A 14,350-nucleotide genomic window follows, 5' to 3' on the forward strand; every position below is an offset into this window, starting at 1 on the left:
ACGTGCTGAAGACGAGCCGCGCCAAGCCGGCCGACTTCAGATGCACTCGACGCAGATAATCCATTAAGCCTGCAAATGCTCCCCGTGTCCCGCGGCGGCGTTGGCGACATATCGCCACAATGCATAGGAACTCGGACGGCGCCCTCAGGCTCCCGTGGGCGGCTTTTTCACCGGCGCGCCGCTATCCGGGCCGCAGCCTATTGCGGCCGGTCTCACGCGCGTTTGAACATCGAAGGCGCTCACCGAGTGAGCCCTTCGGCCATAAGGTGAACTGCTTTGCGTCAATGCCCGGTTGCGCGACTACAATAACATGCTGATGGCCACGACGATGAACGGCGCGGCCACCAGCAAGACCGGCCAAAGCCGGAACATCAGGCCACGAGACTACTCCCTGCAATTTTCTTTTTGAGCGTCTCGCAGACGGTGCGGACTTCGGACGTCATCAAGGAACAATCCTCGATCTGCAGAAAGTAGCGCTTGCCTTCCTCGCGATAGTTCGCCGCCAATTCCTTAATCTCGGACACCATGGCGTGAACGCCAGCAACCATCGCTTCACATCTTTTGGCGGCGTCGGTTAGTTCCGCACCTAGTGCTTCAATCTCTTTCACTGCCGCATCATATTCGCGGACCACGGCTTCGGCTGACAGCTTGCCGACCTGATTGACCCCTTCCTTGTGCTCGACATAGTCGGGCATTGGGCCTTTTGGCAACGGGTGGTCATCGCTATGGGGTATCTCTTGGATAACGGGCCCTCGCCGGGCGTTGTAGATGAGAGTGCCGATTTCCCCTTCGATTTCATCAGCGTCGAGCAATGGAGATCGAGTGAGGATTTCTGTACTTAAAGACATCGACTTTGCTCCAAATTGTTACGCGGAGAGCAAAGAACTTATCACCGTCAATGGGGATGTCATCATTGTCCACAGGCCGCTATGTATTGTAGCAGACATTGGAACCGGGCCCGCAGCGGCTTCAGTTCTCCGAGTGTAGCGGCGCGACACTCGTTATGCGCTAACGGCAACGAACCCTGCGCCTAGTATCCATTGCGAACGTCGTAGTTACCCGCGCTTGCGCCGCCGATAATCCCGCTTCTTCGGCTTTGGTGCCAGTTCCGGCATTTCCGCCTGCACTTCCAGATACCGTGCCAACATGCGGTCAAAGCTGGCGTTGAGCGCCTCCGCGATCTCGGGCCGCTTCTCGAGCCCGGCGAGCAGCAGGCCGGCGGCCTCGATGGTGGACAGGCCGTCGCGGCGCGGCTCCTTGCGGAGTTTGCCGTAACGCGACGGGCGCTTCGGACCCAGAATGACCCGCTGGCACTTCAGCATCCACGCGTTGCGCCACCACAGCGCCTTGGCCTGGCTCCAGGTTCCGTCGAGCAGCACGATGCCTTCGATGTCGGAGAGGATGGCGCGCTGGTGCGGCTCGACCTCGCCCTTGCGGTTGATCGCGACGAGCTCGGCATCGGTATCGAGATCGGCGACCTTGGCGGAGCCGAGATAGAGCACCGCCCAGCGGGAGGGATCGTCGACCTTCCGTCCCAGCGCCTTGGAAAGGCTCGGCCAGGACAGGCCGATTTTGACGACCGCGTCCTTGAAGTGCATCGCAGTCAGCCGCGCGGTGCCGAGCGCCCTGTCCTGCTCCTGCGGATGCTGCAGGATCAGGAGGGAGATCTTGCTCTCGATCGGCGTGACGCTGTCGCAGATGCAGAGCGGCAGCGGCTTGCTGCAATGCGGACATTCCGGGATCGCTTCCGCGCCGGCCTGGGGATTGGATTGGACTGACATCCGCCCGCTATACGCTTCGTGGCGAGTAATTCAACTATTCGGCAGGCGCGGCGATCGCGGCCGGCCGGGATCGCTGCCGCAGCCGATCGATCAGAAGGTAGATCACCGGCGTCGTGTACAGCGTCAGGATCTGCGAAACCAACAATCCGCCGATGATGGTGATGCCGAGCGGCCGGCGCAGCTCGGTGCCGGGGCCGGTGGCGATGACCAGCGGAATGCCGGCAAACAGCGCCGCCATCGTCGTCATCAGGATCGGCCGGAAGCGGGCGCGGCACGCCTCGAAAATCGCCTCCGCCGACGACAGGCCACGGTGGCGCTCGGCATCCAGCGCGAAATCCACCATCATGATGCCGTTCTTCTTGACGATGCCGATCAACAGGATGATGCCGACGAAGGCGATCACCGTGAGCGGCGTATTCGTCACCTGCAGCGCCAATAGCGCGCCAAGGCCCGCAGACGGCAAGGTCGAGATGATCGTGATCGGATGCGCCAGGCTCTCATAGAGCACACCGAGCACGATATACATCGCCACCAACGCGCCGAGGATCAGCAGCGGCTGCCGCCCGCTGGTCTTGTTGAAATCGCCGGCACTGCCATCGAAACTGCCGCGGATGCCCTCCGGCATATGCAGTTCCTCGACCGCCCGCTGGATATTGGAGGTCGCGACCTCCAGCGGCACATCGGGCAGGAGATTGAACGAGACCGTCGTCGAGGGAAACGATTGCGAGTGATACACCGCAAGCGGCGACAGGCCGCGCTGGTAGCGCACCACGGCCGATAGCGGCACCTGGGCGTCGTTGGCGCCGGCCACAAAGATCCGCTCGAGGTTGGCAGGGTCGCTCTGGAATTTCGGATCGATTTCCAGCACCACCATGTACTGGTTGCGCTGGGTGTAGATGATCGAAATCTGGCGCTGCGCGAAGGCGTTGTTCAGGGCGTTATCGATGTCCTGGACGCGAACGCCGAGGCTTGAAGCCGTCTTGCGGTCGATCACCAGCGATAATTGCAGCCCGCCGGGGTCGCGGTCGCTGGAGATGTCGGTGATGCCCTCCACCGTTTCCATGCGCTTGGCGACCAGCGGGGCCCATTTCTGCAGGAGCTCGAGGTTCGTGCTCGACAGCGTATACTGGTAATCGGAATCGCTTTGCCGGCCGCCAGTGCGGATGTCCTGTGCCGCGAACATGAACAGGCGGATACCGGCGACCCGATAGAGATCCTTGCGCAGGCGATCGATCACCTGCGCGGTCGACATGCCGGCCCGCTCCTCCGGCGGCTTCAGGCTGATGAACATGGTGCCGCGGTTGCAGCCGCCGCCGCCCGGCCCGGCGGTGCCGCCGAGCGAAGAGCCGACGGCGGCGACCGCCGGATCGGCCATCACGATATCGGCCAGTTGCTGCTGCAGCCCGAGCATCGCCTGGAAGGAGGTATCTGGAGATGCGCGTGTCGCACCGATCACAAGGCCGCTGTCGTCGGTCGGGAAATAGCCTTTCGGCGTCTTGATATAGAGCACCACCGTCAGCGCAATGGTGGCAAAGAACACGAGCAGGGTCAGGAACGGGAAGCCGAGCACCGCCCGCAGCGTCCAGGTGTAGAAGGAAACGATGCGCGACAGCGTGCCCTCGACCAGCCGGTCGAACCAGGTTGCCCGATCGGAGGTCGCCTGCTTGATGTAGTGGGCGCAGATCATCGGCGTGATCGTGAGCGACACGACAGTTGACACCAGGATGGCAAAGGTCAGCGTCAGCGAGAATTCGCGCAATAGTCTCCCGACGATCCCGTCCATAAAGATCAGCGGCGTAAAGGCAGCGATCAGCGACAGGCTGATCGACAGCACGGTAAAGCCGATCTGCTTGGCGCCTTCGAGCGCCGCCGGATAAGGCGCCATGCCGTGTTCGAGATTGCGGTACATGTTCTCGATCATGACGATGGCGTCGTCGACCACGAAGCCGACGGAAATCGCCAGCGCCATCAGCGACAGATTGTCGATCGAGAAGCCGGCGAGCCACATCCCGGCGCAGGTGCCGGCCAGCGCCAGCGGCACGGAAACGCCTGCCGCAATGGTCGGCGTCAACCGCCGCAGGAACGCGAACACCACCACCATGACGAGAAACGCCGTCGCCAGCAGCGTGTACTGCATGTCGAGCACGCTGGCGCGGATGGTGCCGGTGCGATCGACGAGCGTCGAAATTTCCACGCCGCCGGGCAGCCACTGCTTCAATTCCGGCAGCAGCGCCCTCACCCGATCGACAGTATCGATCACGTTGGCGTCGCCTTGCTTGGTGATCTGGATCAGGACCGCCGGCTGCTTGTTGAACCAGGCGATCGAGCGGCTGTTGCGGACGGAATCCTCGACCTCGGCGACATCGGCAAGGCGGACGAAATTGCCGGCCGAGCTCTTGATGATGATGTCGCGGAACTCGGCCGCGGTGCGCATCTGCTTATTGGTCGAAATCGTCTCGCTCTGGCGGCCGCCGTTGAAAATGCCGACCGGCCCCAGCGGATTGGCGTTGATGATGGCCAGCCGCACGTCGTCGGTGGCGATCCCGGCATTCGACAGCGCCACCGGGTTGAGCGCAATCCGTACCGCCGGCTGGTCGGCGCCAGTGACATTGACTTCGCCGACGCCCGGCACCTGCGAGAGGCGTTGCGCAATGACCGTATCGGCGACGTCGTACATCGCACTCGTCGTCAGCGTCTTCGACGTCAGTGCCAGCACGAACACCGGGGCGGCGGCGGGATTGGCTTTGCGAAAGCGCGGCAATGACGGCAGGTCGCTTGGCAGATCCGCCAGTGACGCGTTGATCGCCGCCTGCACGTCGCGCGCGGCGCGATCGATGTCGCGGCCGATCGAGAACTGCAACTGGATGCTGGTGGTACCGAGCGAACTCGTCGAGGTGATCTGGTCGAGGCCCGCGATCTGGCCGAGCCGGCGTTCCAGCGGTGCGGCAACCGTCGAGGCCATCACGGAAGGGTCGGCGCCGGGCCGCGTGGCGGATACCCGGATCATCGGAAAGTCGACATTGGGCACCGCCGAGACCGGCAGAAAGACGTAAGCGACGATGCCGACCAGGAAGAGCCCGATCGCCAGCAGTGTGGTGCCAACCGGCCGGCGAATGAAGGGCTCCGAGATCGATGCCATCTACTGCATCCCCTCGGTGGCGCCGGCAACCGTGGGTCCGGGCGGCCCTGGGTCTGGCACCGCCTTCTCGATTTTGCGATTGATCCGGTCGAGCGCCAGATAGATCACCGGCGTCGTATAGAGCGTCAGCAACTGGCTCAGCAGCAACCCGCCGATGATGGAGATACCGAGCGGAAATCGCAGCTCTGCGCCGGTGCCGCTTTCGATTGCCAGCGGCAGCGCCCCGAACAGCGCGGCCAGCGTCGTCATCATGATGGGGCGGAAGCGCAACAGGCAAGCCTGCACGATAGCCTCAGAAGGCGACATGCCCTGATGCCGTTCGGCTTCAAGCGCGAAGTCGATCATCATGATCGCGTTCTTCTTGACGATGCCCATCAGCAGGATGATGCCGATCAGGCCGATCACCGACAGATCCTGCCCGAACAGCATCAGCGCCAGAATGGCGCCGACGCCGGCGGATGGCAGGGTCGAGAGAATGGTGATCGGGTGAATGTAGCTCTCATAGAGCACCCCTAACACGATGTAGATCGTGACGATCGCCGCCAGAATAAGCCATGGCTGGCCGGCCAACGATTTCGAGAACTCGGCCGCATCGCCCGCATAGACGCCGACGATGCTGCCGGGCATGCCGATCCGGGTCTCGATCTTCTTGACTGCCTCGACGGCTTCGCCGAGCGCCTCGCCGGGGGCGAGGTTGAAACTGAGCGAGACCGCCGGGAATTGCGCAAGATGCGAGATCGCCAGCGGCGCGGTGGTGCGGGTCAGCGTCGCCACCGCCGACAGCGGCACCTGGGCGCCGGGCGCGCCGGCGGTCGTGCTCGCGGCCCCCGGGAGATAGAGTTTCGACAGGATCGATGGATCGCGCTGGTACATCGGCATCGCCTCCAGCACCACGCGATACTGGTTGGCCTGGCCGTAGATGGTCGAAATCTGCCGCTGCGCAAAAGCGTCGTTGAGGGTGTCGTTGACGGCCTGAAGACTGACACCGAGCTGGCCCGCGCGCTGGCGGTTGATATCGAGTGCGGCCCGCAAGCCGCCCTCCTGCGCTTCCGACGAGACATCGCGGAACAGCGGATCCCGGCGCATCTCCGCAATGAGCTTCTGCGACCACAGCGTCACCTGCGCCGCATCGGTGCCGGTCAGCGTGTACTGGTATTGCGAGCGGCTCGACTGAGTCGAGATCTGCACGTCCTGTACCGGCTGGAAATAGATGGTCATGCCGGGAATCTTCGCTGTGCGCTGTTTCAGCCGGTCGACCACCACGGAAATGTCATCGTGCCGCTCGCCGCGCGGCCGCAGCGTCATCACCAGACGCCCGACATTGGTGGTCGGATTGACCGATCCGGCCCCGATCACGGAGACCACGCCGATCACGTCCGGATCGGCTTGAATCGCGGCCGCCGCCGTCGCCTGCCGGCTTTGCATCTCGGCAAAGGAGACGTCGGGGCCGGCCTCCGTCACTGCGGTGATCGAGGCCGTATCCTGCAGCGGCAGAAAGCCCTTCGGCGCGATCACATACATCACGAGTGTCGCAATGATGGTAACGAACGTCACCACAAGGGTCGCGCGCTGGCGCTGCAGCACCCACAGCAGCGTGCGATGGTAGAAGGCGACCATGCGATCGATGAAGCGGCTGACGGCAGCAAGCCCCGGAACCGTCATCTCTTCCCCGACATGCTTGAGCAGCCGCGAGCACATCATTGGCGTCAGCGTCAGCGACACGATCGCCGAGGTCACGACCGCGATCGTCAGCGTCAGCGCAAATTCGCGGAACATGCGTCCGACCAGTCCGGACATGAACAATAACGGAATGAAGACCGCGATCAGCGACACCGTCAGCGAGATCACCGTGAACCCGATCTCGCTGGCGCCCTTCAGCGACGCCTCCATCACCGACTCGCCGTTCTCCATGTGGCGGACGATGTTCTCGATCATCACGATGGCGTCGTCGACCACGAAGCCGGTGCCGATCGTCAGTGCCATCAGCGACAGGTTGTCGAGGCTGAAGCCGCAAAAATACATGATGCCGAAGCTCGTGATCAGCGAGAGCGGCAGTGCCACGCCCGCAATCAACGTCGCCCGCAGCGACCGCAGGAACAACAGCACCACCAGCGTGACCAGCACCACGGAAAGGATCAGCGTGAACTGGACGTCGCGCACCGAGGCGCGGATGGTGACGGTGCGGTCGGAGACGATGGTCAGATTGACGCCGGCCGGGATCGCGCGCTGCACCTTGGGTATTTCGTCGCGGATCTGCCTGACAACGTCGATCACGTTGGCGCCGGGCTGCCGCTGGATATCAATGATCACGGCCGGCGTGCCCTGGTACCAGCCGCCGGTCCGGTCGTTCTCCAGTCCGTCGATGATGATGGCGACGTCGCCTATCGTGACAGGTGAGCCATTGCGATACGCGATGATGATCGGCTTGTAGGCCTCCGCCGCTGCGATCTGGTCGTTGGCGGCGATGGTGTAGGCCTGCTGCGCGCCGTCGAGCGATCCCTTCGGCCCTGAGACGTTGGCGCCCGCGATGGCGTTACGCAGATCCTCCATCGAGATGCCGTAGGCGGCGAGTCGCGCCAGATCGGCCTGCACCCGCACCGCTGGCTTGAGTCCGCCGAGGATGGCAACGCGGCCGACCCCGGAAATCTGGCTGAGCCGCTGGCCCAGGATCGTATCGGCGATATCGCTCATGGCGCGCAGCGAAATCGTCTCCGATGTTAGCGCCAGGGTCAGTACCGGCGCATCCGCCGGGTTTACCTTGGCGTAAGTCGGCGGATACGGCAGATTCCTTGGCAGGATACCTGCCGCTGCGTTGATGGCCGCCTGCACGTCCTGCGTGGCGCCATCGATATCGCGGTTGAGGTCAAACTGCAGCGAGATCTGGCTGACGCCGAACGACGAGGTCGACTGCATCGAGGACAACGAGGGAATCTGCCCGAGCTGGCGCTCCAGCGGCGCGGTGATGAGCGAGGCGACCACGTCGGGGCTGGCGCCCGGCAGTTGCGTCGTCACCTGCACGGTCGGGAAATCGACCTGCGGCAGCGCCGATACCGGCAGCGCCCAATAGCCGAGCGCGCCGCCGATCATCAGCGCGATCCCAAGTAGCGAGGTCGCGATCGGCCGGCGGATGAACGGTTCGGAGACGCTCATGGCTGCGTGCTCACTTTACGAATTCATTTCAGGCGTGCGGTGCATCGATCACGGCTGCGACTTCGCAGCGCCGCCCGCTGGCTCGGCCGGTGCCGGGCCGGTTTGTCCCTTTTGATCGCCCTCGCCTCGCTCGCGCTTGCCGCGGCGCTCGCCATCATTCGCTTGACCGTCCTTGCCCGGACCTGCCTTGGCATCGGGGCTGCGGCTGCGCTTGCGCGGCGCGAGGTCGGCGGTCGGCGCACGGTCGTCGGTCCCAATCAAGACCTTGGCGCCGTCGGACAGGTTCGCAAAACCCGTGGTCACGACACGGTCGGAGATCGAAAGCCCGCTCGCAATGACAGCATCGTTCTCGTTCTGCTGCGTCACCACGACTGCCTTCGCCGTCGCCACGTTGTCGGGACCGATCACGTAGCTGAACGTACCCACAGGGCCGCGCTGCACGGCCGAGGTAGGCACCACGATTGCCTTCTCCAGCGTTTCGACCTTCAGCCGCACATTGACGAACTGTCCGGGCCAGAGCTGGAATTTGGCGTTGGGAAACTCAGCCTTCAGTTTCAGCGTGCCCGTGGTCGGGTCGACCTGGTTATCGATGCCTTTGAGCGTACCTGTATCAATGACCGTCACGCCGTCATTGCCGAACACGTCCACCAAGAGCGGTCCCTTGGCGGCGGCAGCGTTGACCCGCACGATTTGCTGCTGCGGTAGGCTGAACTGCACCGCGATCGGCTGCAATTGCGTGATGATGACGAGGCCTGTGACGTCGGAGGCGCGGATGATGTTGCCCTGGTCGACCTGGCGCAGGCCGGCGCGCCCCGACAGCGGCGCGATGACCTTGGTGTAGCCGAGCATCGCCTTGGCATTATCAATCGCGGCCTGGTCGGCCTGCACCAGCGCTTCCTGCTGGGCGACCACGGCGCGCTGGGTATCGGCCTGTTGCTTCGAGCCGGCATTCGAGGCGGCAAGCTGCTGATAGCGCGCCAGATCGAGCTTCTGGTTGGCGAGCAGCGCCTCGTCCTGCGCCTTCTTCGCCACCGCCTGGTCGTACTGCGCCTGGTAAATGACCGGGTCGATCTCGGCCAGCACGTCGCCCTGCTTGACATCCTGGCCTTCGACGAAGTTCACCTTGATCAGCTTGCCATCGACCTGGGCGCGCACGGTCACTGTGTTCAGCGCGCGGACCGAGCCCACGGCGTCGAGATAAACCGGCACGTCCTGCGTGCGGGGCGTCGCCGCCAGCACCGGTACCGGAAGATCGGGACGTGCGCCGGGCCCGCCACGGCCGCTCTGCTTCTGCTGAAAGGCATTCCAGCCGAGATAGCCGAGGCCGGCGAGGATCAACAGCGTGATCGAAAGCGACACCATCCGCCGGCCAATGCCGCGCACGACGCGCTTGCCCGCCGTCTTTGGGGCGTCCTTCACTTCCGGCTTAAAGAGCATCGACCGGCCTTTCCATCCTAGGCTCCCAGCCGCCCCCCAGCGCCTGATAGAGGCTGACGATCGCGAGCAGCCGCGCCAGTTGGGCCTGCGACAGCGCGTCCTCGGCCTGGAACAATGTTAGCTGCGTATTTAGCACAGTTACGATATCGGCGGTTCCGGCCCGCAGCTGCTGCTCGGACAGCTCGAAGGCTCGCCGCGATGCTGCCACCACTTCGCGCTGCAGCCGCAGCCTCTCGGTCGTCTGGCGGATCGACGTCAATGCATTATCGACATCGGCAAAAGCCTGCACGACGGTCTTGCGATAGATCTGCAGCAACTCGTCCTGCCGCGCCTTGGTGAATTCGAAATTGCCGAGGATCCTGCCACCATCGAAGATCGGCTGGGTCAGGCTGCCGACCATGCTGAAGAATGCGGCTTGGGGCTGAAACAGCGACGACAGCGCCGAACTTTGATAGCCGCCCTGCCCCGTCAATTGAATGCTGGGGAAAAATTGCGCGCGGGCGCTGCCGACATTAGCGGTGGCCGAGGCAAGCTGCGCTTCCTGGCGGCGGATGTCAGGGCGTTGCGTCAGCAACTCAGAAGGCAGGCCCGGCGTGACGCGTGGCGCGGCAATCCGATTGAGGGTTCCGCCGGTGACACGCACGGATTCCGGCGGCCGCGACACCAGGGTTGCCAGTGCGTTGATGTTCTGGTCGAGCGTCTGCCGCAGCGGCGGCACCAGCGCGCGCTGGTTGGCGACCACGCTTTCCTGCTGCGCGACATCGAGGTCAGTACCGGTGCCCGCCCTGAAGCGTTCCTTGATGGCGTTGAGGATGCGTTCGGCGCTGGCGATGTTTCGCTGCGCAGTGCGAATCCGGTCCTGCGCGGCCAGCACCTGGAAATAGGCATTGGCGACCGTCGTCAGCGTGGTCAGCGCGATGACGTCGCGGTCAAAGCGGGTGGCAACCGCGGTCTCTTCCGCCGCCTGGGCGGCGTCGCGGTTCTTTCCCCAAAAATCCAATTCGTAGCTGGCGCTGAGCGAGGCCGAATAGTTGACTACCTCACGGCCGCCGATGGACAGACCGCTGGCACTCGAGCCCGAGGTGCGGGAATAGCTTTCCTGACCCGTGCCGCTGAGACTCGGCAACAGCGCCGCACCGGCGATCCGCGCCTGCGCATCGGCCTGCTTGAACCGCGCGGTAGCCGCCGCAATGTCCAGATTGACGGTCTGCGCCTCTTCCATCAGGCCGGTCAGCTCCCGCGAACGAAATCCGCGCCACCAGTCGAGCGTCGGCGGTGCGTCCGCGGCCTTCGAAAGCCGGGCCGCCTTGTAGCCGTCGGGTATGTCGAGCGCAGGGTCGGGAAGGTCTTTGGTCAGGATGCAACCCGCAGAGCTGGCGACGAGGCCAAGCACGGCAAGCGATCGCGCCAGCCGCTTGCCGCCCGGAATGAGAACAGGCCAACCTTCGATCGCAGCAGTTGCAATGCGCTGGATCACACCCGTTCTCCACCGGGCAGATCCCGGCCCGGCGCAATATGAGCGCTTCTCCTGTTGGGCTGCGATGCGTTCACGGGGGTGATGCTTCCGTTGTAACCGAGCCCCGATATTAGCCTTGCGATCAGCGAGCGGACAGCCCCGCGCAGCCTCTCGCCGATCGTGCGTTCAGGTGCGTGAAACGGGCAACAAAGAGCTCACTTGCCCTTGTTTTATAGGGCCTGGAACGATGTCGGGGCGCCGCGGGACGCCGATTCTTACGAAGATTTCATGGGGTTTTTCCCCTGTTCTGACGTCCGACACGGGCCCGTTGCACAGCGGAGCCCCGGCCTGTGGCCGATTTTAAACTCCGGGAACAGCCGTATTTCGCGCATGGATCGGACACGGAACGAGGACGGCTTGCGGCCGGGCCTCGCGGTCGCCGAAGCGCTCGGCGCGGAGTAGCCATGCTCGCAACGCTGCGAAGAGAGAAACCAGACAATTATGCTGATGCTGCCGCGGCGCTTTACGCCGGCTGTCTCATGCATGCGCGGCTGCAGCCGATCGGCCATCGCTTCAGCAATCGCGTGAAGCCTGCTGATCGATCTGGACCGGCTGGCCGACGCGAACCGAATCGGTGCTGCTCTGCGTCAACCGCGCAGCGTTCTACAGTGTCTACGAGGCATGCGGCCGGTCCCACGGCAGGGCGCGGCCTTCAATACCCGCTTGGCGAGCGGAAAAATCAACGACTATACTTCGCCGGCGTTGTCCACCCGTGCCAAGCATTGAAGTAGGGTCGATCGGCCATGCGAAGTCCGGGTAAACCGCAATTCGATGGATCGCACATGCCCGAGTTGATTTCGGTTACATCGGAAACTGTAGACGCGACGTTTCCGGAATTGCCCCGCATGGTCCGCCTGGCGCTGGGCTTTGGTTCAAAGCTGCAACACGGCACGCTCGACGTAACGCTGGCCGACGGCCGCGTGGTCCGGTTGGGCGGCAATGGGCCGGGTCCCGCCGCCGTGATGAAGATTTACGATTACGGCTTTGCCTCGCGGCTTTTGCGCGGTGGCGACATCGGCATTGCGGAAGCCTATCTGCGCGGTGAATGGGACACGCCCGATCTCACGCAATTTCTCTATCTGTTCTGCGTCAACCAGGACTGGATGCAGACGATAGTGGTCGCCAACCCGCTGACGCGCACCTTCCAGGCCGTCAGGCATTGGCTTAACCGCAACACAAAGCGGCAGGCTCGCCGCAACATCTATGCGCATTACGACATCGGCAACGCCTTCTATTCGGCGTGGCTCGATCCCAGCATGACGTATTCGTCGGCGCTGTTCGAGGACGACACGCCTGACCTGACGGCTGCACAACACAACAAATACCGCCGGCTCGCCGAGGCCATCGATCTGCGGCCGGGCCAGAAGTTGTTGGAGATCGGCTGTGGATGGGGCGGCTTTGCCGAATATGCAGCCAAGACGTTCGGCGCCAAGGTGGTCGGGCTCACCATCAGCAAGGAACAGCGCGATTTCGCACAGGCGCGCATTCACAATGCCGGACTCAGCGATAGGGTCGAGATCAAGCTCAGGGATTATCGCGACGAGCGCGACCGCTATGACCGGATCGTCTCGATCGAGATGATCGAGGCGGTCGGCGAGCAATTTTGGCCGAAGTACTTTTCACAGTTGCGCGACCGCCTGCTGCCGGGTGGCCTCGCAGGCATCCAGGCCATCACCATCCAGGACAGCCTGTTCCAGACCTATCGCCGCGAAGTCGACTTCATCCAACGCTACGTCTTTCCGGGCGGCATGCTGCCGTCGCCGCAGATCCTGAAAACGCTCGGGGAACGCTTCGGCGTTCCCGTCATCCGCGAACGTATCTTTGGACAAGACTATGCCAAGACGCTCGCGATCTGGCGAAGCAATTTCCGCGCAGCCTGGCCGAACCTGACGCCGTCAGGCTTCGACGATCGCTTCCGGCGGCTGTGGGAATACTACCTCGCCTATTGCGAGGCCGGTTTCCTGTCGGGAAATATCGACGTGCGCCAGGTGGTATTTGCGAAATCGGGCTGATCGCCCTGCCCCAACGCTGACTTGTATGGCCGGCGGCCCTCCTTTAGGGTCGCCTAACGATAGGCAAACAAACCGGCGATTTCAAAGACATGGCCTTCAACAAAGACGTCATCGAAGCGATCGGCAACACGCCCCTTATCAAGCTGAAGCACGCTTCCGAAGCGACCGGCTGCACCATTCTCGGCAAGGCCGAATTCATGAATCCCGGCCAGTCGGTCAAGGACCGCGCCGGCAAATGGATGATCCTGGAGGCCGAGAAGCGCGGCGATCTCAAGCCGGGCGGACTCGTGGTGGAATCGACCGCCGGCAATACCGGCATTGGGCTCGCCGTGGTTGCTAACGCTCGCGGTTACCGCACGCTGATCCTGATCCCGGAAACGCAGAGCCAGGAAAAGAAGGACATGCTGCGGCTGTGCGGCGCCGAGCTGATCGAAGTGCCGCAACTGCCCTATTCCAATCCGAACAATTATCAGCATGTCGGGCGGCGGCTCGCTGATCAGCTTCGCAAGACCGAGCCGAACGGCGTGCTTTTCGCCGACCAGTGGAACAATCTCGACAACGCCAAGGCGCATTACGAATCCACCGGACCCGAGATCTGGGAGCAGACCGGCGGCACGGTCGACGGTTTTATCTGCTCGGTCGGCACCGGCGGCACGCTCGCGGGCACCAGCCGCTTTCTGAAGGAGAAGAACAAGGACATCGTGACCGCCTGTGCCGATCCGCACGGCTTTGCGATGTACGAGCTGTTCAAGCATGGTCAGGCCAAATCGACGCCAGGCGACTCGATCACCGAAGGCATCGGGCTCGGCCGCGTCACGCCCATCATCGAGACTGCGAAGGTCGATGACGCTTTCCTGATTTCGGACGAGGAAGCCGTGACGGTGATCTACGAATTGCTCGAGCAGGAAGGCCTGTGCCTCGGCGGCTCCACCGGCATCAATGTCGCTGGCGCAATCCAATTGGCAAGGCAGCTCGGACCCGGCAAGACCATCGTCACCGTGCTTGCCGATTCCGGCGGCCGCTATCAGTCAAAGCTGTTTAATCCGGCGTTCATGCGCTCGAAGAACCTGCCGGTGCCGGCATGGCTGGAGAAGCGCACCAAGATCGACGTGCCGTTCGAGAAGGTGTGAGCGCGCGCGTTTGTAGCCCGGATGGAGCGGAGCGAAATCCGGGGCGGTTTCGCCGCGGCGATGCTGTCCCGGATTGCGCTGCGCTTCATCCGGGCTTCTGTAACGGGCCTTAGTTAGTCAATCCCTTTTTGCGCTGTCCACCTGCCGGGCACTTGCTTCTGTACGGGATCGGCACTGAGGCCGTC

General features: G+C 63.3%; 8 protein-coding genes and 1 pseudogene. 3 read left to right on the forward strand and 6 right to left on the reverse strand.

The window, feature by feature from the left end; translation table 11 throughout:
- Positions 1 to 371: 371 nt before the first annotated feature.
- From IVA95_RS31765 to IVA95_RS31790, 6 genes are all read right to left on the reverse strand, one after another.
- The gene (locus tag IVA95_RS31765; RefSeq protein WP_213247165.1) at positions 372 to 848 is read right to left on the reverse strand and encodes a hypothetical protein; all 477 of its coding nucleotides are present in this window, start codon (positions 846 to 848) and stop codon (positions 372 to 374) included.
- Positions 849 to 1,055: 207 nt separating this feature from the next.
- Entirely contained in the window at positions 1,056 to 1,781 is a 726-nt protein-coding gene (locus IVA95_RS31770) for a tRNA-uridine aminocarboxypropyltransferase (RefSeq protein ID WP_247514085.1), read from the reverse strand.
- Between the two features lie 34 nt (positions 1,782 to 1,815).
- Positions 1,816 to 4,920: an efflux RND transporter permease subunit gene (locus IVA95_RS31775; RefSeq protein ID WP_247514087.1), complete on the reverse strand. Its 3,105-nt coding sequence runs from the start codon at positions 4,918 to 4,920 to the stop codon at positions 1,816 to 1,818.
- Positions 4,921 to 8,070: an efflux RND transporter permease subunit gene (locus IVA95_RS31780; RefSeq protein WP_247514088.1), complete on the reverse strand. Its 3,150-nt coding sequence runs from the start codon at positions 8,068 to 8,070 to the stop codon at positions 4,921 to 4,923.
- Positions 8,071 to 8,118: 48 nt separating this feature from the next.
- A complete protein-coding gene (locus IVA95_RS31785; RefSeq protein ID WP_247514089.1) occupies positions 8,119 to 9,507 on the reverse strand; it encodes an efflux RND transporter periplasmic adaptor subunit in 1,389 nt (462 codons plus the stop codon).
- Complete coding sequence (locus IVA95_RS31790; protein WP_247514092.1) at positions 9,497 to 10,957, reverse strand: efflux transporter outer membrane subunit; 1,461 nt, start codon at positions 10,955 to 10,957, stop codon at positions 9,497 to 9,499. Before IVA95_RS31790 ends, IVA95_RS31785 begins: the two co-directional genes overlap by 11 nt.
- A 470-nt stretch (positions 10,958 to 11,427) precedes the next feature.
- Here IVA95_RS31790 and IVA95_RS39185 point away from each other — a divergent pair.
- The 3 genes and pseudogenes from IVA95_RS39185 to IVA95_RS31805 all read left to right on the forward strand — a co-directional run.
- Positions 11,428 to 11,596 (forward strand): annotated as a pseudogene (locus IVA95_RS39185) (DUF1365 family protein); the annotation flags it as partial.
- A 209-nt stretch (positions 11,597 to 11,805) separates the two neighbouring features.
- A complete protein-coding gene (locus IVA95_RS31800; RefSeq protein WP_247514090.1) occupies positions 11,806 to 13,035 on the forward strand; it encodes a cyclopropane-fatty-acyl-phospholipid synthase family protein in 1,230 nt (409 codons plus the stop codon).
- 89 nt (positions 13,036 to 13,124) lie between these two features.
- Positions 13,125 to 14,165 (forward strand): cysteine synthase A, encoded by a 1,041-nt coding sequence (locus tag IVA95_RS31805; protein ID WP_247514091.1) that lies wholly within the window; start codon positions 13,125 to 13,127, stop codon positions 14,163 to 14,165.
- The last annotated feature ends 185 nt before the right edge of the window (positions 14,166 to 14,350 follow it).

The sequence above is a fragment of the Bradyrhizobium sp. 157 genome, assembly GCF_023073815.1.
Lineage (GTDB): Bacteria > Pseudomonadota > Alphaproteobacteria > Rhizobiales > Xanthobacteraceae > Bradyrhizobium.

Coding starts and splice junctions, on each gene's coding strand:
- IVA95_RS31765 (WP_213247165.1), bottom strand. CDS start 848: ATGTCTTTAAGTACAGAAATCCTCACTCGATCTCCATTGCTCGACGCT.
- IVA95_RS31770 (WP_247514085.1), bottom strand. CDS start 1,781: ATGTCAGTCCAATCCAATCCCCAGGCCGGCGCGGAAGCGATCCCGGAA.
- IVA95_RS31775 (WP_247514087.1), bottom strand. CDS start 4,920: ATGGCATCGATCTCGGAGCCCTTCATTCGCCGGCCGGTTGGCACCACA.
- IVA95_RS31780 (WP_247514088.1), bottom strand. CDS start 8,070: ATGAGCGTCTCCGAACCGTTCATCCGCCGGCCGATCGCGACCTCGCTA.
- IVA95_RS31785 (WP_247514089.1), bottom strand. CDS start 9,507: ATGCTCTTTAAGCCGGAAGTGAAGGACGCCCCAAAGACGGCGGGCAAG.
- IVA95_RS31800 (WP_247514090.1), top strand. CDS start 11,806: ATGCCCGAGTTGATTTCGGTTACATCGGAAACTGTAGACGCGACGTTT.
- IVA95_RS31805 (WP_247514091.1), top strand. CDS start 13,125: ATGGCCTTCAACAAAGACGTCATCGAAGCGATCGGCAACACGCCCCTT.